This window comes from Aliiglaciecola sp. SL4, assembly GCF_041538045.1.
GTDB lineage: Bacteria > Pseudomonadota > Gammaproteobacteria > Enterobacterales > Alteromonadaceae > Aliiglaciecola.
Genome location: NZ_JBGOSE010000011.1, coordinates 116,256 through 138,187, shown reverse-complemented (window position 1 = coordinate 138,187; position 21,932 = coordinate 116,256). Strand labels below are relative to the sequence as shown.

Annotated in this window: 19 protein-coding genes; 5 read left to right on the top strand and 14 right to left on the bottom strand. The window is 40.9% G+C overall.

Going from position 1 to position 21,932, the window contains the following annotated elements:
* Positions 1–362: 362 nt before the first annotated feature.
* The gene (locus AB6T38_RS15330; RefSeq protein WP_372548136.1) at positions 363–1,262 is read right to left on the bottom strand and encodes a TIGR01777 family oxidoreductase; all 900 of its coding nucleotides are present in this window, start codon (positions 1,260–1,262) and stop codon (positions 363–365) included.
* Between the two features lie 196 nt (positions 1,263–1,458).
* On the opposite strand from AB6T38_RS15330, the gene AB6T38_RS15325 reads away from it, so the two are divergent.
* Positions 1,459–1,968, top strand: a complete 510-nt coding sequence (locus AB6T38_RS15325; protein ID WP_372548135.1) for a prepilin-type N-terminal cleavage/methylation domain-containing protein — start codon at positions 1,459–1,461, stop codon at positions 1,966–1,968.
* A gap of 134 nt (positions 1,969–2,102) precedes the next feature.
* Here AB6T38_RS15325 and AB6T38_RS15320 read toward each other — a convergent pair whose 3' ends face one another.
* Positions 2,103–2,741, bottom strand: a complete 639-nt coding sequence (locus AB6T38_RS15320) for an NAD(P)H-dependent oxidoreductase (protein ID WP_372548134.1) — start codon at positions 2,739–2,741, stop codon at positions 2,103–2,105.
* A 221-nt stretch (positions 2,742–2,962) separates the two neighbouring features.
* Here AB6T38_RS15320 and AB6T38_RS15315 point away from each other — a divergent pair, with 221 nt between their 5' ends.
* On the top strand, positions 2,963–4,081 hold the full coding sequence (locus AB6T38_RS15315) for a DUF2891 domain-containing protein (protein WP_372548133.1): 1,119 nt from the start codon (positions 2,963–2,965) through the stop codon (positions 4,079–4,081).
* Positions 4,082–4,141: 60 nt separating this feature from the next.
* Here the strand turns inward: AB6T38_RS15315 and AB6T38_RS15310 are convergent, their stop codons facing one another.
* From AB6T38_RS15310 to AB6T38_RS15270, 9 genes are all read right to left on the bottom strand, one after another.
* A complete protein-coding gene (locus AB6T38_RS15310) occupies positions 4,142–4,648 on the bottom strand; it encodes a PEP-CTERM sorting domain-containing protein (RefSeq protein WP_372548132.1) in 507 nt (168 codons plus the stop codon).
* A 440-nt stretch (positions 4,649–5,088) separates the two neighbouring features.
* A complete protein-coding gene (locus AB6T38_RS15305) occupies positions 5,089–5,469 on the bottom strand; it encodes a glutathione S-transferase N-terminal domain-containing protein (RefSeq protein WP_372548131.1) in 381 nt (126 codons plus the stop codon).
* A gap of 273 nt (positions 5,470–5,742) precedes the next feature.
* Positions 5,743–7,593 (bottom strand): hydantoinase B/oxoprolinase family protein, encoded by a 1,851-nt coding sequence (locus AB6T38_RS15300; RefSeq protein WP_372548130.1) that lies wholly within the window; start codon positions 7,591–7,593, stop codon positions 5,743–5,745.
* A gap of 12 nt (positions 7,594–7,605) precedes the next feature.
* Entirely contained in the window at positions 7,606–9,678 is a 2,073-nt protein-coding gene (locus tag AB6T38_RS15295) for a hydantoinase/oxoprolinase family protein (protein ID WP_372548129.1), read from the bottom strand.
* Between the two features lie 69 nt (positions 9,679–9,747).
* Complete coding sequence (locus AB6T38_RS15290; protein WP_372548128.1) at positions 9,748–10,647, bottom strand: hydroxymethylglutaryl-CoA lyase; 900 nt, start codon at positions 10,645–10,647, stop codon at positions 9,748–9,750.
* Complete coding sequence (locus AB6T38_RS15285) at positions 10,640–11,854, bottom strand: CaiB/BaiF CoA transferase family protein (RefSeq protein ID WP_372548127.1); 1,215 nt, start codon at positions 11,852–11,854, stop codon at positions 10,640–10,642. Before AB6T38_RS15285 ends, AB6T38_RS15290 begins: the two co-directional genes overlap by 8 nt.
* A gap of 83 nt (positions 11,855–11,937) precedes the next feature.
* The gene (locus AB6T38_RS15280) at positions 11,938–14,514 is read right to left on the bottom strand and encodes a TonB-dependent receptor (protein WP_372548126.1); all 2,577 of its coding nucleotides are present in this window, start codon (positions 14,512–14,514) and stop codon (positions 11,938–11,940) included.
* Positions 14,507–16,381, bottom strand: coding sequence for a sigma 54-interacting transcriptional regulator (locus AB6T38_RS15275; protein ID WP_372548125.1), 1,875 nt, complete (start codon positions 16,379–16,381; stop codon positions 14,507–14,509). Before AB6T38_RS15275 ends, AB6T38_RS15280 begins: the two co-directional genes overlap by 8 nt.
* A gap of 186 nt (positions 16,382–16,567) precedes the next feature.
* Positions 16,568–16,957: a VOC family protein gene (locus AB6T38_RS15270; protein WP_372548124.1), complete on the bottom strand. Its 390-nt coding sequence runs from the start codon at positions 16,955–16,957 to the stop codon at positions 16,568–16,570.
* Positions 16,958–17,345: 388 nt separating this feature from the next.
* Here AB6T38_RS15270 and AB6T38_RS15265 point away from each other — a divergent pair, with 388 nt between their 5' ends.
* Positions 17,346–17,486 (top strand): hypothetical protein, encoded by a 141-nt coding sequence (locus tag AB6T38_RS15265; protein WP_372548123.1) that lies wholly within the window; start codon positions 17,346–17,348, stop codon positions 17,484–17,486.
* A gap of 254 nt (positions 17,487–17,740) precedes the next feature.
* Positions 17,741–17,926, top strand: coding sequence for a hypothetical protein (locus AB6T38_RS15260; RefSeq protein ID WP_372548122.1), 186 nt, complete (start codon positions 17,741–17,743; stop codon positions 17,924–17,926).
* 76 nt (positions 17,927–18,002) lie between these two features.
* On the opposite strand, the gene AB6T38_RS15255 is transcribed toward AB6T38_RS15260, so the two are convergent.
* Positions 18,003–18,791 (bottom strand): hypothetical protein, encoded by a 789-nt coding sequence (locus AB6T38_RS15255; RefSeq protein WP_372548121.1) that lies wholly within the window; start codon positions 18,789–18,791, stop codon positions 18,003–18,005.
* A 339-nt stretch (positions 18,792–19,130) separates the two neighbouring features.
* Here AB6T38_RS15255 and AB6T38_RS15250 point away from each other — a divergent pair, with 339 nt between their 5' ends.
* Positions 19,131–20,246, top strand: a complete 1,116-nt coding sequence (locus tag AB6T38_RS15250; protein WP_372548120.1) for a c-type cytochrome — start codon at positions 19,131–19,133, stop codon at positions 20,244–20,246.
* Positions 20,247–20,321: 75 nt separating this feature from the next.
* On the opposite strand, the gene AB6T38_RS15245 is transcribed toward AB6T38_RS15250, so the two are convergent.
* Positions 20,322–20,768, bottom strand: a complete 447-nt coding sequence (locus AB6T38_RS15245) for a DUF2721 domain-containing protein (RefSeq protein ID WP_372548119.1) — start codon at positions 20,766–20,768, stop codon at positions 20,322–20,324.
* 121 nt (positions 20,769–20,889) lie between these two features.
* Positions 20,890–21,738, bottom strand: coding sequence for a substrate-binding periplasmic protein (locus AB6T38_RS15240; protein ID WP_372548118.1), 849 nt, complete (start codon positions 21,736–21,738; stop codon positions 20,890–20,892).
* Between the last annotated feature and the right edge of the window lie 194 nt (positions 21,739–21,932).

Here is a 21,932-nt window from a genome sequence, read left to right as displayed (position 1 = left end):
CCCACACCCTCCAAACCTATAAACGACGACGTAGGCAAAAACGGTTAGTTTGTTGAATTATCTAGCAGTTTAATTGAGGTTTAAAATGACTAATGATGGATGTCCATAACCAATAAAATATGGATGTCCTATTTTTTATTTTTTTGTTCTTTTCCTGAAATAAATAATGTCGCTGCCCTAAACTTTTCTAATCTTTATGTGGCTGTCCTAGTCTTTGCTACTATCTTTTCTATAAAGAAGTGGTGGATGTCCAGCTTTTTTAGCTCTTTTGTGGATGTCCGGTGTCTATTGTTTCGTTTTGTGGGTGTCTAACTTTTTTGCTTTTGCCTATTTGCCAAACGGCTATATCCAAATGATTAGATTCAGTTTCTATACAAGTCAGTAAGTGCATCTTCTATTTTGGTAAATTTAAACTGGAACCCGCTTTCTTGCAGTCGCATTGGAATAACTCTTTGACCGTATATCAGTAAGTCAGCCATTTCCCCCATGGCAAGTTTTAGGGCAAATTTGGGGGTGAACAATATGCATGGACGGTGCAGTGCTTTGGCTAGTCTTGTTGAAAACACTTTATTAGTTACGGGATAGGGGGCAGTAAAGTTATAAATACCTGAACAATCACTATTATCAATCAAATACATGATACCTCGCACCATATCGTCAATATGGATCCACGACATATAATGTTCCCCAGAGCCAATAGGTCCCCCCAGACCTAATTTGAATGGTAATTCCATCTTTTCTAAAGCACCACCATTTTTGGCCAATACAATGCCAGTTCTTAGTATGCAAACACGGGTTTTATCAGTTTCAATATCTAAAGCAAGTCTCTCCCATGTTGCACACAATTCATGGCTGTATTCTTTATTCGGTTTATCAAAATCCTCATCAATTACTTGGCTGTCTTGACGACCATAATAGCCAATTGCTGATCCGCTAATGAAGAATTTAGGAGGTGATTGACTTGCCGCACACAATACCCCTACCTTTTTAGTCATTTCCCAGCGGCTGCTTTCTAAAAGCGTTTTTTGTTCGCAGCTCCAACGTTTATTAACAATAGGTTCGCCAGCCAAGTTGATAATACCATCGAAGTCGTTGAGGTTAGACAAGTGCTCTAAACTCGATATATACGTCAGCCCGTTTCCAAGTTTTTTTTCAGTAAGCTTGGGGTTTCTTGTTAATATCGTAAGCTGATTTTCAGCCTTAATATGTTTTATGAGCTTTGAACCTATCAGTCCGCTACCACCTGTAATTAGCAAATTCATCAATTTTCCTTTATTCGTTTGTAAGCAAGTCCATTGGAAACGGATCAATTCTTCACACCATTGCTAACAACCTATTTCATCTATGTAGCAACGGCACACAGTTAAAACAAAACTGAATAATCCAAAGTATAATAGATGGTCAATATTTGGTGGGTTAACATACTGATAACTGATGTTTGGAAAAGGTTAAGTTGTAGTGAAATTAGAAAAAGCTAAGGGGTTTACCCTAATAGAATTAATTATTGTTATAGTTATTCTTGGAATTTTATCTGTGATAGCTGCTCCAAAATTTATTAGTTTAACCTCAGACGCCAACAAGGCTACTTTAAATGGAATGGCGGGCGCAGCAAGCGATGCGGTCAATTTGGTTTATGCAAAATCCGTAAGTCAAGGTGTGGTTAATGAAGCAGAAGGCAGTGTAGACTTAGATGGTGATGGTGTTGATGATATCACCACAATTTATGGTTTTCCAAGTGCAAACCGCACGACCGGCATAGCCAATGCACTTCAGTTAAATGATGATTGGGCATATGGTGATACCTTTGGTGGTGGTCAATTCTTTATTTCGCCAGAAAACATCGTAGGATTTAGCGGAATTACCCACAACAACATTCCTCTTAGAGGCCCAAATTGTTATTTGATTTACACCCCACCAGCGGCTGTAAACGAACTTCCAACTTATGATTTTGTTACAACTGGGTGTTGATACATTATCTTCTAAGGCTGTCGCAGAAACATTAAGCTCCTTTGACGAATGATTTGTTGGTATACATTCATCCGCGTTAAGTGAGCTTTATGTTCCATATCAAGAGATATTTTCATCTCTAAAATACGATATCTTTAGTCAATTTCAGTGACAAAATCTTCTTTTGGACGACGTATTTTTTTCAGATTTTTAAGCCAATCACCTTCTTCTGCTCGATAGCCCAAAGGCAACAAAATTACAGAACGCAAACCACGCTCATTTAAGCCTAATATTTCATCTATTTTCTCAGGAATAAAACCCTCCATTGGTGTGCTATCCACACCTTCCTCTGCTGCTGCCACTAACGCAGTACCAAGACCGATATAAGCTTGTCGAGCAGCATGCTGGAAGTTGATCTCTGCATCTCTTGGCGGATAAGTGGCCAATATCATTTTACGATAATTCTCCCACCCCTCATTTATAACGCCGCGTTCTTCGTTAACTAAATCAAACATATGGTTAATGCGTTCTGGAGTATAGTTATCCCAAGCCGCAAACACTAAGAGGTGCGAACAATCTGAAATTTGAGCCTGGTTGAAGGCATGTGGAACAATTTGATCTCGTAATTCTTGATTCTTTACCACAACGACTTCGTAGGGTTGCAAACCACTTGAGGTCGCTGTCAAGCGAATAGCTTCAACGATGTGTTGTACTTTTTCTTCAGCAACCGCTTTACTGGCATCCATTTTTTTAGTGGCATAGCGCCAATTTAACTTTTCTAACAAGTCCGACATTAATTACTCCGTCAATGATTCAATATGCGAGTGGTAAAAATATGGTCATTTTGAGAGATTTCAATACCTAGCAGCAGGTTCTATGATCTGCTTACTTTTAAGATATTTACTGGTGTTCAGATTGTCATGCAAATTGCGCCTTAGGCTGTCTACGTTGCGCCTACCTCGTATAGTAGTTAAACTCAACTTTCTGTTTAACGCTTCTCAAAACACCCAAAAACATGAAATTAACAAACAAATTCAACACCTTAATATTAACCTTAGGGATTTTTAGCGGCAATTTAGCCGCCCAACCCATTGTGCCCCCCCAATCCCCTAGCAAAACCGAGATCATTGATCGGTTTGCTGAACTCGCCCTTGAATGTGTTCATAAAGAATACCCAAATATTATCAAGCATATGATGAACAGCGACGAAGATGTAAAAACACCTAAACAGCTCTACCCAGCTTTCTATGGCTGTTTTGATTGGCACTCTTCCGTCCATGGACACTGGTTACTCACCCGTATTGCCAGCCAATATCCAAATTCAACTCATCACCAAGATATCATGGCGAGTTTGGCTCGAAGTTTTACCGAAGAAAATTTAGCCGGTGAGTTAGCCTATTTCAATCGTGCTGATACGGGCACCAGTTTTGAGCGCCCTTATGGACTAGCCTGGTTTTTACAACTCACCATGGAATTGCGCGGATGGGATAACCCACAAGCTAAACACTGGCTAGATATTTTAACTCCACTTGAAAACAAAATAATCGCCAATTTAACTGATTGGTTACCTAAACTTTCTTTCCCGATTCGAGTGGGTGAACATAGCCAAACTGCATTTGCTTTTGGGTTGATGTGGGACTGGAGCCTGAATGCTAACAATCAAGAATTTAACAACTTATTGAAGACAAACATTACACGTTTATACGCCAGCGATGTGAATTGCCCCCTCGCTTACGAACCCTCTGGACAGGATTTTTTATCACCTTGTATTGCTGAGGCTGACTTAATGCGACGGGTATTATCATCTGCACAATATGCAAAATGGTTATCGGCATTCTTACCTAGTATTCCCACCGATGGAAAGGCTAAATGGTTAGAAGTGGCTACAGTAGTTGACAAAACCGATGGAAAACTTGCCCATTTAGATGGTTTAAATTTAAGCAGAGCATGGATGCTGGAAGGTATAGCCTCAGCTCTAAATAGCAAAGATCCCCGTAAAGTGGCTATTTTGAATGCAGCACAAGCCCACAAAAAATCAGGATTAAATTCAGTCATCCATGATATGCATTACATGGGCAGTCACTGGTTAGGAAGCTTCGCGACCTATTTAAAAACACAAAGAGGTTTGCAGTAAAAATAAAAAAGCACTGAGTTATCCACTCAGTGCTTTCTAGATTGTCTATTTATTTGATGCTTACGCTTTTCTACGAAGTCTTAACGCTAATAAACCTAGCGCAAGGGTCGCTAAAGTGGTTGGTTCAGGAATAGAGCTTCTTGCTTGATTGCGAACTAAAAAAGTCTCTCCGAAACTAATAGTAGGAGAACTTGCAATACTAGTTGGTGCTCCCCAAACATAACCGGCAGTAACATTACCGAAATCACAATGGCTGAAGCCAGAACCAAAATACGCTGAAGCACACGCGTTAGTGTTGTTAAGATCAATTTCAAATGCAGTAATTAAAGCCGATAAATCAACAAAACTTGTATTCCAATCAAGCTCCGTCGGAAATCTAAAATCATCGATCAAGGTAACATCGTTTCCACAACCACCAACCCCAGCACAAGGAGAAGCATAAACCCACTCTAATCCGTTGACATCTTCATAATATGTGTAACTGCCTGATTGATAAATTAAACTCGCGTTTGCAACGCCAGCAACAGTTAGTAGCATGCCTATTAAGGCTAATTTTAAAGTTTTCATACAATACCTCTGAAATTGAAAATGTTTTTACATGATTGCTTTTTAATCGTTAGTTTTTGATTTCAAACTGTCATATAGACACAACCATGCACATACAATGCCAAAGATACAAACCATTGATTTAAGTTAATTTATTTATGAAAATCATTAACTCCATCCCTTATTTGTAAAAGTATTCGACACAATTAGATTTCAACCTGCAAGGGGAAATATGCATTTGGCACTGCCAACCATTGAAGCAAGAAACCTAGTAAACAAATAGGAGTTCACTAACCAGAGGCGACTGAAAACGTGTTAAAATACACCTTCACATTTAGCGTTTTTTCGACCAGTTTTAATTCAACCAAAGAAACACAAAGGGATGCTATAGTGAATCAATTTTTAACGAGGACGAGATTTTATACTCACTTTCAATATTAAGTTTATTCTCTTTTTTTAGATTAGCGAATTAAACCAAAGCGCTGTTCTAAATAAGCAATAATATCGTTGCTTTCATACATCCAAGTATCTTTACCGTCTTGGGAAATACGTAAGCAAGGTACTTTGGTTTTACCACCTAGTTGTTCAAGTTCAGCTCGAAACTCGCTACCTTTGCTGGCATTACGTGTTTCCATGGGCAAATTCAAACGATGCAAAGCCCTACGGGTTTTAATGCAAAATGGACAAGCAAAAAATTGATACAGGGCCATAGATTGAATTTCGTCTTCTACCTGTTGTTGAGCTTGTTTGCTGCGTTGTTGTTTTCGCGGACGGGTTATCAAATCAACAAGGGCGATGATGCAGCCTAGGAAGTTACGAACGAAGTTGATTAAAAAAGACATAATATGAGTACTACCCTTAAAAAATGAGGCCGTATTATATACCCTTAAGTAAACAAATTTCGCCGTGAATTATGAATATTTTGATATTAACTATAAAGTAATTTTGTAGGGTATATAAAGGTAAGCAACCATGATGCAGGTTAGTGTTTGCCACAACAGACAATTTAATTTTATAACTGTTGAATTTTAAAAGATAAATGCAGTCAGCTAGTATACTGGCTGCATTTAATCCATTTCATCCCCCACAACAAGCGGTTATGGGGTTGAGTCTAATTAAAACTCTGGAGTTTGTGGTGCAGGCAAGTTGGTCTCTTGCATGCTGCAAGCCTTAATATCAGCAATATTACCGCCGAAATCAAACATACTCACATCACCACGTTCTGCCGCCATTTTAGCGCGCAAATCAGCAGTTGCTTGGGTATCTATACTAAGATCATCGCTGATCACCACACCATAACCTAAAGCACCTTCAACAGTCACCAAAGAACGGTTAATGTCGTCTAACACTAATTGAGGTTCACGCAGTAACGGATCTCCCCAACCACCACCGCCCCACGTATTAAAGTAAAGAATATCACCTTTTTTCACTTCAATACCTTCACATTTGGCTGGTAAGGTCTCTTCGCTACCATCGGCACGTTGCAATAGTTTAGTCGAACGCATTCCTGGCGCACCACCGTTAACTCCCCAAGGGTAAGTTAACCAACGGTCATCATGAATTGCGATCTGACCATCGTTCAAGAAACGATATCCCACAGACAAGCCGTTGCCACCACGGTGCAAACCGACACCACCTGAATCAGGTATGGTTTCGTATGCTTCTACACGTAATGGGAAATAGGCTTCGATAAACTCATTCGGCACATTGGTGAATCCTGGCCACAATGAGTGTCCATCAGGACCATCTCCAGCTGGGCGTCCAGGAATACCACCAAATCCAATTTGGAACAATTGGAACCACTCGCCATTATCATCGTAGCCGGAATAAAACAAATGGGGAGAATCAGAAAAGCCTGCAGCATTCATTGCCTCTGGTGCGCTCTGACCTAACAGCCCGCCCATCACATCAAAGATTCTGCCCAGAGCATGGGTTCTGCCCGATAAAGCTGCTGGATAATTGGGTTTTAATAAGCTGCCCTGTGGAATACGCACATCAACTAGGTCATAAAAACCGTCGTTAAATAGAATCTGCGGATCCACTAAGTTAATTGTGAAAGATCCGAAGAACATTTTGAACATGTCTTCGTTAAGGTAGAAATTAATCGAGCTTTTTGCTTGAGGATCTGTGCCTTCAAAATCAAAAATCGCTTTTTCACCTTCTCGCCACATTTTACAACGGATTTTATAAGGGCCTTTGCCCACACCGTCATCACATAAGTAATCTTCGAACACCCGAGGCTCTTCGGGTACTAACATATTGATGATTGCCGACATAGCCGTATGGTTGCGCTCTAACATAACTTCCATAGTGGAATAAAGCATATCATCGCCAAAACGATCGGCAATTTCAATGACGCGTTTAGATGCAGTATTACACGCGGCAACCAAGGCATTTAAATCGAATCGGTTCCACTGCGGTGTACGAACATTATGTAGAATAAGTTCCAGTAACTCAGTTTGTAATACGCCTTTTTTATACAGCTTAGTTGGCGGAATACGTATCCCTTCTTGGAAGATAGACTCGGCTTTAATTGGTATTGAACCTGGCACCATGCCACCATTATCAGACATATGCCCAAACATTGCAGACCAAGCGATATGACGACCTTCACGGAAAATAGGCACTAAGACTAACCAATCAGGCAAGTGAGACACTGCAGCATTACACATGTAGGGGTCGTTGGTGAGTAGCACATCGCCCTCTTCCATTTCTCCGGTAAATGCATCCATAAAACCGTGGATAAACGAGCCAAACTGACCAACTACCATTTTACCGTCGCGATTAGCGATCATCGGGAAACAGTCGCCTTGTTCACGGATACCTGGACTCATTGCGGTTCTAAACAGCACTGCATCCATTTCTTCACGGGCATTTTTTAATGCATTTTCAATAATATCGACGGTGACAGTATCTGCATCAACACGTTTAAGAGGAGTGCTATTCGTTTCAATTATTTTATTCATTCTATTCTCCTACTACTTATTGCTAGCGTTAACAGGGTTGATTAATAAGTTACCCACAGAATCTACTGTCGCCACATAACCTGGTAAAATGACAGTTGTCGAATCCATTTCACCTACAATACATGGTCCAGGTACTTCCAAGCCCACTCCCATTTTGCTTCGCTCATAAATAGCAGCTTGATGATATTGCCCTTCAAAATAAATTTTTGAATCGGCAATTTTACAATCTGCTAAACTAGATTTTTGGGTGATTTGTTTGTTCTGAGGCAATGCCGTTGAAGAAGCGGATACGATAGCCCGTACCATCACAATTTCATGACCTTCATCTAGGGCGAAGGTAAACAACTGTGTATGCTCTTCATCAAATCGGTCGATCAATAGATTCAAGCCTTTGGCTTCAAAGTCTGCTTTTGAACATTCAATAGAAAGTTGGAAAGCTTGTCCGGTATAACGAACATCCGCTTGCAAAGTAACATCTAAGTCATCTTTGCTAATACCGTCAGCAATTAATGTTGAGGCAGCTTTTTCTGTTAACTCTGCAAACAATTCGATCAATGAATCTTTGTCTGTATCTTTAATCAGAGTTACAAAAGTTTTAGAGGCTTCATCTTTTACCACTGTTGTGGCATCACCATAGGCACACAAGACACCTGGTCCAGGTGGAATAATGGTTGGCCAAGCATCCGTTAAAATACCTAAGGCGTTGGCGTGTAATGGTCCAGCACCACCGAATCCAACTAAGGCAAAATCTCTTGGGTCAAAACCTTGTTCAACGGAGACTAAACGCAACGCACCAAACATGGCTTCATTGGCAATACGTACAATCCCTTCAGCGGCTTCTTCAACAGAAATTTCCATGGCATCTGCCACTTTTTTAACTGCGGCCACAGCAGCGGCTTTGTCGATAGCCATTTTTCCGCCTAGTTGCACATCAGAGGGTAAATAACCCAATACTACGTTAGCATCACAAACCGTTGGTTCAACACCACCTTTCATGTAAGCAGCAGGACCTGGCTTAGCGCCAGCCGACTCAGGGCCAACACGCAAGGCTTTAGTTAATTCAGGTACAAAGGCTAACGAACCGCCTCCAGCACCCACTGTACGTACATCAACAGATGGTGCTCTAACCACTACGTCACCCACTCGGGTTTCTCGTCTGATACGTGCTTTAGAGTTTTGAATAAGCGCTACGTCGGTGGACGTTCCGCCCATATCGAAAGTAAGGATATTGTCGTAACCGGCGGCGGAAGAAAAATGTATTGCACCAGAAACACCACCAGCAGGCCCACTCATTAGTAGGTTAACCGGATTATCCGCTGCAGCATTGGCAGAAGCTAAACCGCCGTCTGAACGCAATATCGATAAATGTAAGTCTTCGCCCATGGTTTTATGCAATGATGCTTGCAAATTATCCACATACCTTGCCACTTCGGGTCGAACGTAAGAGTTCACAACTGTGGTCTCCGTGCGTTCATACTCTTGCATTTCAGGAACAATATCGCTGGAAATACTAATAGGAATATCGGTAAATACCGAAGCTGCCAATTCCTTCGCGCGTTTTTCGTGGTCACCATTGACATAGGCATTGATGAAACAAATCGTTAAGGCTTCTACTTCACCTGTTGCTTTTAATTTTTTCAAATCTTGCAATAGTGCTTGTTCGTCTAGCTCTGTGGCAATACTGCCATCAGCATCCATACGCTCAGTGGCTTCAATGGTTAGCTCTAGTGGAGCTAACAAAGGCTTCTTAACAAAGCTCACCCAGCCGCCTAATCCACCGGGACAAAATGAACGGGCCACTTGTAATACATGTTTGTATCCACTTGTGGTCACTAACCCTACCTTTGCGCCTTTGCCAGTCAAAACCGCGTTAGTGGCAACTGTAGTACCATGCATTACACGATTAATTTGTTTAGGATCGATACCAGACTCATCACAAATGCGAGCTATACCGTTTAACACACCTATTGAAGAATCTTCTGGTGTAGAAGGTACCTTGGCAGTGTGAGTTTCACCGTTGCTTTCGTTAATTAATAGAAGGTCTGTAAAAGTCCCCCCTACATCAACACCTAATCGATAACTCATAACGTTTTCCTTTCTATATTCTTGTTGTATTTAATTTTTATTTAAAATCTTGGTATTAATTTTTTACGTTCATGCAGGGTACTTTTTACGTAACCATGTTTTAGCATTACCGCCTTTTGCGGTTTTGGTTAGCTCAATAGCAAGCTCAGATGCAGCTAACAGGGTTGGCATATCAATACCAGTTTCATACCCCATTTGATGACACATCATCACCACGTCTTCAGTGGCAACATTGCCACTTGCCCCTGGCGCGAAGGGACAACCGCCTAAACCGGCAATGGAAGCATCAAACCTACGCACACCGGCGGTTAAGGCCGCATACACATTAGCCAATCCCATAGCGCGGGTATCATGGAAGTGACAGGCAATTTTGTCTTCGCCAAACTTATCAACCAAAGTCGTCATTAAGGCTTCAACACTCTGAGGATTCGCTGCACCTATAGTGTCGGCAATCACTAATCGAGACGCGCCCATACTGATCAATTTTTCAGCAAGATCGATAACTTGTTGTGCTGGAATAGCACCTTCGAAAGGACATTCCCATGCAGTGGCCAAATACACCTGTAATTCAACATCAGTGCCTTTACCCGCCTCGATCACTTGCTCAATCACCTTTAAGGTTTGCTCATTATCCATGCGAATGTTTTTTTCGTTCATGGTGTTAGATGCAGCCATAACCAAAGAGGCTAATTTAACCTGGTTTTTCTGGGCTAATTCGAAACCTTTCATATTCGGGATAAGAGCTGAAAAGTGGCAATTAGCTTTAGGTAACTGCTGACAGATTTCATCAGTACCGGCCATTGCAGGCACTGCCTTAGGCGAAACAAATGCGCCCACTTCGATACCATCTAATCTAGCGTCGGTTAACACTTGAATCAGTTGCAAACGTTGTTGCGGCGTGAGTATCTCGGTCTGATTTTGCAACCCATCACGAGGACCTACATCATTAATATATACACGATTACTCATTGCTAGTTCCTTTAATTGCGCCACTTTCAACCAAGGAGTTGATGCGTTCTTGTGACATCTGTAACAGCTCTGACAAGACAGTTTGAGTATCTTGTCCTAATACCGGTGCAGGAGAGAAAGACTCTTCATCGGTACGTGAGAATTTAATCGGGTTACCTGGTCCTTTTGTGCTTTTGCCATCAGGGTGTTTTAAATCAACCACCATATTACGATGCAATACTTGCTCGTCGCTCAATGCCTGAGATAAGTTATTAACCGGTGCGCAAGGAATGCGTTTGGCTTCCAACTGTTCAATCCAATAAGCCGACGTGTTTTGACTCAAAATTTCGTTTAATTTGGCATTGATGAAATCTCTATCAGCCCAACGTCCAGGCTGACCATCATATTTGCTATCTTCAAACTCAGGGCATTTGACCACTTCATTCAGGTTTTTCCAGAAGTTGTCTGTGATCACTGCAATAACTACAAAACCATCTGAGGTTTGGAAGGTATTGTAAGGAACATGAACAAAATGCGAATTACCGATTGGATACGGGTTTTCACCAGATAAGAAGTGCATGGTTGCCATGTAGTTAAGCATTGATATTTGACAGTCCAACATGGAAATATCCACATCTTGGCCTTTGCCACTGGTTACCCGTTCAATGATGGCTGACTGAATTCCCATTACCGCAAACATACCACCACCTAAATCACCGATGGGAATACCAGCTCTAACCGGGTTTTCTTGATCAATACCGGTAATTGACATACCGCCGCCCATCGCTTGAGCAACTTGGTCAAATGCAGGTCGTTTAAATTTCGGTCCACTGCTACCAAAACCGGTAATACTACAAGTAATAATTCGGGGGTTAATTTTGCTCAGTGTGTTGTAGTCAATACCTAAACGATCAGGCACACCTGCACCAAAGTTATTCACTACCACATCAGACTCTTTTACCAAATCATAAAAAACTTGTTTACCTTCATCACTTTTTAAGTCGATACAAATACTTTGTTTATTACGGTTCAAAGTAATGTAATAAGCGCCCATTCCATCTAGAGAGTTTTTCGGATCACTGGCAAGCAATTTACGAGTGCCTTCTCCTTGTAACGGTTCAACCTTGATGGTTTCTGCGCCTAAATCAGCGAGCAACATTGCGCAATACGGACCTGATAACATATGTGTTAAATCGATTACACGTATGCCAGAAAGCGGCTTATTCATTCTTTATCTCCAGTTATTTTATGTGTCTTGAAAGTCAACGGGTATGGCACTAACAGCGCCAATCCCCGCCACTTAAAAAGTGCTTAAAAGTTATAAGCGAATTCAACGCCATACTCTGCGAGGGCTGAGGGGTGGATAAACGAACCACCGAATTCAGGTGCAGGAATGACTTCTTGTAAATATTCTTCGTCTGTGATGTTTTTGCCATAAATGGCCAAGGTCCAGTTTTCAGCTTCAAGGGCAATACGAGCATTGATGGTGAAAAAGGAATCACGTTTAGCATTATCAAAATTTTGCGAGTGAGGACCCGGTGGAACTCCGCCTCCCAAGGTTCCGAAGAAGTCCCAAATAGTGGGAGTTTCTTCACCCTGTAAGGTGTGGAAATAGGTTTCTCCAGTGTATTGATAATCCACGCGAGTGGTCACCCAATACTCATCATTCACTGGTTGTTCATAACTAAACCCTAGGGTATAAGTGGTGTCAGGCGACTGAGGTGCTTTGTTACCGACGGTAATGGGACGACTGCGGTTTTCTTTGATCTCTGAATCAAGCAAACCCAATCCAGCAAACACTTTGAAACTTTCAGTAACATCAGCTGTAACATCAAGTTCAAAACCTTGAATTTCTAATTCATCGATGGTGCTCACCGCACGTAATAAACCGAAAGGTCCGGCAAAAAATTCAAAGAACTGGTTATCTTCAACATTGGTTTTGAACACGGCTGCGTTCAATTTAACCTTGTTATCTAAAAATTTAGATTTAATACCCAATTCAATATTAGTGGTAACTTCTTTATCGTATTCATCAGAAATCAGCAGTTGCGCATCCACTGAATCACCGGGATTACCCGTACCTGAGCTATTAAACCAATAATCTAAGGTGGCTTGTGTCCCCAGAGAGTTAAAGCCTCCGCTTCTAAAGCCAACACCATAACTGGCATAAGAGTTCACCCTGTCGGATAGTTCATAACTCAAGGTAACTTTAGGTTGGAATTGGGCAAATGAGCGACTGCGATCAGGAATACCATCAGGGTTGGCGACTAAACCTGGGTTAATAGGGCCAACTTCACCATCCACAATAGTATTAATGTTGAGGCCAGACGCAGAGACATTAGGGACATTGTTAGAAACGGTCCGGTCTTCATAGTCATAACGAAGGGCCACTGATAATTCAAGTTTCTCAGACACGTCATACTCAACTTGACCAAATGCCGATAACACTGAGGTATCGTAAGTATCATCGAACAATAAATCCGTTGGGTTTGCCCCTGTAGGTGGCACATAAGCTTGCTGCAAATAACCTTGACCTTGATCAGCACCATAGGCAACCACTACATCACGGTCGATTTCAGCAAAATACACACCGGCGATCCAACGCAGATCAGCAGTATCATCGTCTGAGGTAATTCTTAGTTCACCACTAAAGTCAGATTGACTGCGCTCTTGATACTGATATCCGTCACACGAAGTGGGAGTGTATGGACCGTAAACCCCAGTAAACTCAACGCCGGGAGGAAAAACACCGAAGGGAGCAAAGAACTCACCGAATAAATCCGTGCGATCCGCGCCACCTAGGGCTGAGGGTGTATTGTTCAAGGTAGCTCGGTCAGTTTGACACTGTGGCGTCAACTCATAACCATAAAAAGAAGCACTGGTACCATCAGATAGTAAGGTTTCTTCCAGATCGTTGTAAGACAAGACGCCAGTTACATCATACCCCTCAAGATCCCAATCGGCTTTTACTGAAAGCTCTGTGCTATCTTGTTTGTTTTCACCAGGGACATTAAATGCGAACACAAAATCGTGCTCATTTACATTGGCGTTATAGGCTGGTTGATTAAAATCCTCAACAAAAGACGGCAAAGCAAACACTGCATTAAAGTTGATTGCACCACCTTCTACACTAGAAACACCAGCTCGCATGTCCAAGGTTAGATTTTCAGTAGCGTCCCACATAAGTCTGCCTTTTAGTGTGGTATCTTCTAAGAAATCTACTGAGTCTTCTCTGGTGAAATCGTTTTGATAGTGACCGTCGATGCTATTGTAACTAGCGGTCAAACGTCCTCTCAATGTCTCACTGAGGCCACCGCTAATAATTCCGTTAATCCGCTTCGCGCCGGCATTGCCTACTGCCACTTTAACGCTACCTTCAAGTTCATCGCTAGGTAATGTAGTGGTTACTAAAATCGCCCCTGCCACAGCGTTACGACCATATAACGCGCCTTGCGGGCCTTTAAGAATTTCGATTTGAGCAATATCCAACAACTCACCATTGAAGCCATTGGGATTGGTCATCAGCACACCATCAACCACATAAGCAAAGGTCGACTCTGCATCACGGGTTGAAACTATACCGCGAATATTTACTTGGGTGTCACCGACGTTTGCAGTGTCAACAATGTTCACATTAGGGACAAGGGAGATAAAATCTCCGGGGCGTTCGATACCAGCGGTTTCAATATCTCTGGCTGATAAAGCGCTTACGGCAATAGGTACTTGTTGTAGACTTTCTGGACGCTTACGGGAGATACTAATTAGCTCAATTGACTCTTCTTCTGCTTGGGTGTCTTGCGCAAGGGCAGCACCGGCAAAAGTAGTTGAGCTGGTTAACATCGATATCGCGATAGCATTTCCCAATTTATTTCGGGTAAATCTAAGCATTGTGTTTTCCCTCTTGGTTATTGTTATTATTGCGTTTCAATCTTCGCCATAAGGTGGTTTGGCTAATTCCTAAATACTGGGCAACCAATTCTTTATTGCCGTTAAATTTTGTCATTGCTTGGTTAAGCAACTCTTGTTCATTTTTTGCGATAGCACCGGTTTGTTCTATTTGTTTTATTTCAAATAGTTCTGGCGCTAACTCAGTCAACAATTGCGACACTTTTTTACTGGTTACGTCTTGGAATGCGGAGCAATAAACCAGTAAACGTTCAACAATATTTTCCAATTCTCGGATATTTCCTGGCCAATCATAGGCATTAAAAATAGGGCTTAATTGTTGGGTCAGTCGCTGAATAACCTCTTCACTCAAACTGCCAAAATTAAGGGCCATCAACTTGTTTTGGGTGATATTTTCAATATCTTCACGACGTTCTTTTAAAGAGGGAACATTAATGCTTAGAACGTTCAGGCGGTAATACAAGTCATCTCTGAACAACCCCTGTTTGACTTGTGTGGCCAAGGGACGATTGGTGGCGGCAATCACTTTAAGATTCACTTTGAATTCTTTGTGCGAACCTATGGGTCGGTAGGTTTTTTCTTGGATAACGCGGAGCAATTTTGCTTGCTGAGGTAAGCTTAACTCTCCCACTTCATCTAAAAATAACACGCCATTATCTGCTTCATATAACAAGCCATGTTTGCCGCCACGTTTTGAGCCAGTAAAAGCCCCTTCTACGTAACCAAACAACTCCCCTTCAAACAACTCACTGGGCATTGCTGCGCAGTTAATCGCCACAAAACGTCCTTCTGCAAACTGACTTTTTTGATGAATACGTTTTGCGATCATTTCTTTACCCGTACCCGACTCACCAATGATTAACACATGACTTGGAGAGTTTGCGTACAGATCAGTACGTTCAATCAAGTCGGTCATTAATTTGGATTTATAAATTAGCGGTTGGTCTAGGGTGGGAGCTTTCTTAGGAGGAAATATTTGCGGTGTTTGCGCATAAAATTGGTACACATTAAACTGACTATTGGTCATCATGATGGTGTCTTTATGAAACCACCAATCGGTTTCATTTAACCGACACTTTCCATCTGATACATCGGCAAACTGGCTACTGTGCAACAAATCCAAAATTTCTTGTTTGTTATTCGAGTCGATGGCAAATTCTGTTTTTGCGGCGCTATTCGAGGTTAGAACATCGGTATAGTTGTCGACCACTAGAATCGGCGTTTTCGAGTCCTCATCTAACCATTTATGAATTGCTTTTGTGTGAATTGAATCCCGTTGTTTGCGCCCCAAAACAACGGCTTCTTTTAATACTGCTCGGCAGGATTCTTTTGAATATATTAAGAAAGACTTTATATTGTCTAAAAGGGCCAGCCCACAGACTAAACTGGCTCCCACTACAACATTATCTGAGGTTAAGTGAGCTAATTGATACCTTTGTTTAGCATCTTCAGCGGTTTCGTACTGATGACACGTAATATTAACCGATGTACTAGTATTTAATAGGCCAACTAGACTGCTGTAATCATCATAAGTAATTAGGTGGATGTCGTTACTTACTTTAGAGGCTTTTAAGACAGCGCTAACAATATCGGACTCTGTGACGGGAATAGATAATACAGGCACATCTAAGGTAGTTTTCAAGTATGCTGAATTGCTACCAGCGCTAATCACTAAGTCTGGTTTGAATACATTAATATGGGTATTGGCTTCATGAATAGTGCCGATGATTGCATCGACAACTTTGCATTCAGCTTGTTCTTCAAACTCTTCTAATACACTACTAACCAATTGGCTAAACTCTTTATGGCCAAAGATTAGAATACGGATTTTGTGACTTTGCTTTATCAATTTATTGCAACCTGAAAGTGAAAATTGTTAGCAAATTAACATAGCACGGTTCATGCCAAAAACAATGGAATTTAAAAACCATTATAATTCAATAATTTACACCATTTCAGATTTTCACTTTCAAGTTGAAAATTTCAAAATGAAAAATATTCTATCATTTTGAAATAAAATCATTCATTTTGAAATTTAACTTTTTGATGATTCGGTTAACTGCAAAATCGCGCCAAACTGGTCATATTCGGCAAGGTCGCAAATGGACCAGCCTTGCAAACCTGTTCGTTTTTCCAAGTACTTAATTTCCAGTTTTTGCAATGTTTCATCGATAGACTCAGTTGCAAAAGAAAGTAGAAATATTCCTTCTCCTTTTTGCGCAAGTATCTCAGCAACGACTCCTTCATTGCTCAGCGGTTGAACTAAAACCAATAGACTTTCCCCCACGTTAAAACGTGCAGTTTTTACTAGTCTTTGGGGAAGCTCTTCAATTACCGGTGATTGCTTTAACAATCCGTTGAAATAGCGTACTGATTTGTCTAAATCTGCCACCACAAAATTAATGTGGTGAATATGGGTGATCAAAACGTGCTCTCCCGCTTGGTTTCACTAGGCTGTTTAAGATGAACCGCTTACCTTAAGCCATCAGTTAATCCTATGTCATGTGATTCGACACTGCAGTCTTCATGCCAGCATCCGAAGTAAGTTAAGTCCAATAAAATCAATCGGTTAACAACACCCCTTAAATATCAAACCAAGTACAATCCTTCATTTTGAATGATTTACTTTCATTTTGAATTAAGATTTCTCAACGGCTCCACCACTTTCTGGATCCCGTATCAAATTAAGCCGAGCTATAGAAGCCAGACGAGCAATTCGAACACCACAAACAGCAAAAGAATATGGTGCATACATTGGCGCTGGAGCGGCATTTAAAAAGGCATTTAGCGTCCTTGGCCTGATCAAAGCTAGAGTGGCAATTAACAACATCCCCCATTGGGAATTAATCTCGACAACTTTACCCGATGTTTCGATCACAGATGCCGATGACGCACTTAAAGGTATACGTCCGGTTAAATCTGATATAGAAATTGCACATTTGCGTCGTGCCTAGCCGATAAACGCTGAAGCGACTAAACGCGGTAACACTGGCGTGTTTATGATAGTGGATCGCATTCGTGATGATGTATTTGATGTCCCCCTTTCGCGATGGTTAATCGTTCTTAATAGACTCCCTTAGGCTTGCTTTAAATCTAGAATAAAGTTTTCTGGGATCACCGCTTTGGGGCAAGCAACTATGCAAAAATTAGGGGGAATTACGCTGTTTCTTGCTCACTTCATAGCCTAGGTCTTTACCATACAGATCATGTGGGTAAAAACTCTGGTGCACAGAGTGAAGATATCATCCTAGCAAAAGGCATGATAATCAGTGTTGATTGTCCGTTATTGGCATCAGCGATTGCTGGTTCAGTTCACCTTAAAGATCTAATGTTAATAACAGTCGACGCTAGTGAGGCGATTAATCATGTAGGGGACCAAACCATCGTTATATGATTAGCAAAAACGACCTTGTTAGCCCATAAAAATGCCTCTTTACAAGGCATTTTTCTAATCTATACTTTTTGCTAATTTATTGGTTTGCTTTCATCCTCTGGTTAGCACGAGAGTATTTATTAAACAAAGTTCGTTGCTCATCAGTACCTTCGCCCAACTGCACTTTCACTAAGGAGCTTGCATGTTGATGATAATAAACGTATTCCATAACAGCTTCCAGCCCTCGCGCATTTTCAAAAATCAGTGGTCTTTGCTTGATCTCATCATCATCGGTTGAGTCGTTTTTACTCACCCCGAACCAAAAACGCTGCACAACATTTAAGCCATTGTACCAATCCCATGTTAAATTCTTTATCTCCTTATCGGAAAAAGTGGCAAAGGTCGCTATGTCATTCTCCAAAACCACTGGCATATAGCTAAATTCTCTGGTTTCACTATCATTTGAAGAGCAAGATTTGAGTAGGTTCAATATATACAGTTTAGGAACATTGGTTTTGCTGAACTTAACAAAATACGTAGTGTCTTTTTCCGAACGTTCGCTAGAATTTGACGATGGTCTGTAGTCAATTTTATAACAATCAGCTAAGTTGGTTATATACAGCGGCGCATCAAAAACGGTGACACCACCATTTTCAACAATATCAATAGCAGTATTAGTATCAATATATCGACTATTTTCCCCACTAAAGTTACTCAGAGCCACTTTCTCAGAAGATATTAGGTAACTCACTTTAATCCCATCAAGTAGCATCACCTGATCGTCTTGTTCTACGAGTTGTTCAGTGGTTACAACAGTATAAGGCGACGAACAAGCACATAAGATTAAACTGCTAAGGACCACGAACGTTTTAACTAATTCCCTCATTTATTTTCCCTAATAATCTTTAATTTTAGTTTTTATTTGATTCACTCTTCATTCTCTCTTAACAATAAAGTTCAAGTCAATCAGATAGTTAATTAACTGCATTAAAAACACTGATCTCGAAACCCACACCTTAAAAGCAACTAAGTTTACCCTTTGCAAATGCTTACGGTCATTTGCAAACCTTAAAAAAACAACAATTAAATAGTGACATCCTCTGGCAGACACATATCTGGACACCAAAATTCAACTTGTCTATAGACCAGTTAACCGATATTTAATTGCTAAAAAACCAATTTAAGCGTTAAATAATCCTTCAAACCTAAATAAAGGGATGTTGTCGTGAAAAAAGTAACTAGATTAATATGGATATTGTTAGTTAGCTTTAGTATTTGTTGTGCAGCAAATGCCGAACGTGTTTATAAGAAACAAGATCCCCCCCGCAAACTGACTAGCGAACAAGCAAAAGTGGCGGCTAGCAATTACCAAAAATATTGTTCTTTATGTCACGGCGATGATCGCGAAGGTCATAAAAATGATCACGCCCCCTCCCTACGCAGTAAGAGTCTATTCGAATCTGGTGTACCTCATTCAATATTACGCCCCATGTCCTATGGACGACACGGAACCGCCATGGGTGGCTATTTAGATGAAGTAGGCGGTCCTATGACGTTGGATGAAACGTGGGACTTAACCTATTGGTTGTTTTGGCAATCAGGGGCACAAAGAGTCAAGCTTAGTGAAAACCCGGTCAATGGAGATATTGAAAAAGGTGAGATTTTATATAAACAAAACTGTACCAGTTGTCATGGTGAAAATGGTGAAGGCATCACTGCGCCTGCTCTTTTTACCCCCTCATTTTTAGCCCACAACAAAGACGAATTTATTCGCTATGCCATTGAAAAAGGCCGCGAAGATACTCCTATGTTAGGGTTTTCTGACAAATTAACAGAACACGATATTGATAACCTCACCGCCTTTATTCGCAGTAAGGCCAGTGATGCTAAAATTAGCAAAGTCCCCTTAAAAGCCCTACCTACACCGGATCAGTATGTAATTAATCCACAAGGGGAAGATCCTAATTTTGAATTGGACCAAGGAAAATATGTATCCTCTAAAGACTTACACGCTGCCATGGAAGCGAAAAAGCGTATGGTATTGATAGATACTCGAGTGACGTCAGTATGGCAACGGGCTCATTTAGCCGGTTCAGTACCTTTTCCTTATTATTCTGATATCCAAAGTCGCGTGGGAGAAATGCCCAAGGATGTATTGATTGTAGGTTACTGCTCTTGCCCTCGCGCAGCAGCAGAGTACGTAATGGATAAATTTAACGAAGCAGGTTATGCCAATACCGCTGTGTTATATGAAGGTATCTTTGGTTGGATGAATTTAGGCTATCCGGTGGTTCGAGCAGAAGGGCTAGAAGAGCCAGAAGAGGTATCACAAAGCCATTAACATCCTTCTCAAGCTCGATAACAGTCGTTAATTGGAGAAACCTAAGCCCTGTTAACTCAGATTAACAGGGCGATTTTAATAATCTTTATATGATGGAATTTTGAGGGAAGCGTTAGCAACACTGACTTCTAGGAAAAATGAGATTAACCCACCCGTGATCAGTATCATGCCTAAAATAAACATGGAAATAATAGTGGTATCTAAATTCACCACAGTTAATCCATTTATTAGCAATAGAATAACGTCCATACACACAGTCACCGCAGCAGCCGTTAAAAAAGTAACCGCCCAGTTGGCAAAACGCATTCTTCGACGCAGGGCTTTGAGCTCGTTTTTAGCTTTTTCGGTGATCTTAGAAGGGTCAACATCACCTATTCGTTCAAAGTAACGAGCCCGATCAATAATTCTAGCTAAACGGCCGGTCATCACATTCATCATTTGCCCCATACCCACTATCAAAAACACAGGTGCCAGTGACAATTGAATCAATTCAACAGCAGATTCATTTAAATTTAATTCCATTATTATTCCACGCCTCAGTTTCAATGGTTCTTATACCAAAACAATAGTGGAAATGCACAGAACTCTTGACAATGACCGTAAAAAATCTCGCTGAGCTAGCACATTTTGAAAATAAATCCTGTTATCTACTGTATTTATGCAACGTTTGTTTGTAGCTATCCTTTTGCACATAGTCATCTAATGCAGAGTTAAATTTCTGAACATCTGCCTCTGATACACTAGATTGACTAAACATGACGTAAATATCTCCAGTAGTGACTGTAAAGCCATGTTCAACAATGTAGTTATCTAACCCTTTTCTACGCAACATTGATGCTCCCACAAAACTATCTTCTATAAACCCGTCAATATCCATATCGAGTAATCGAGCAATATTTAATTCCCCCATTATACTGCTTACGAAGTTCTTAGATGACGCTTTACTATCTTGCAAAATGGTGATCTGTGGCCCGTAATAGTAATCACCTACAACGCCAATTTTGCTGCCATTGGCAATAAACTCATCTATATCATTATAGGCGGCACGCTTTTTATCATCATTGCGTATATATAAAGAAAACTGTTCGGTGCGGTAAGGCTCACTAAAATACGCAAACTCTTCCCGTGCAGGGGTTTTAGACGCGCCAATAAGTATGTCGACGTTACCCGAGCGCAAATCTTCCAATAAGGATACCCAAGTGCCTTGCACGTAAGATACAGAGCAACCCATTTCATTTAGCACTCCAGTGACAATATGAATATCGACGCCACTTACCTCGCCATCAACGTTGATATACTGGTAAGGTTCCCAGACATCAAAGCCTAAACTATATGAACAAGATGGATATTCAACGTTGTTCTCAGCGGATTGTTCAGTTTCTTTCAAGGGTTGTTCTTCAGATGTTTGACTTGACAACTTTGCCTGTTGTGGACTGCATGCAATTAAGGCAAAAGACAAACTCATTACTAATAGCATTTTAAGCGTTTTCATAATGGTGTCCTCCATAAATAATCCACCTTAAGTTTAAGCGAGATTTCCAATTTTGCTATTTTCGATGTCCTTATACTCACACTAAAACTAAAGTACTGATGTAAGTTTCAGTTATTTAATACAAATTTTCTCTGTAACTCTTTTTGCGGATATTCTACTATTCTTCTGAGAAGCACATCAGTTGGGGTAAAATC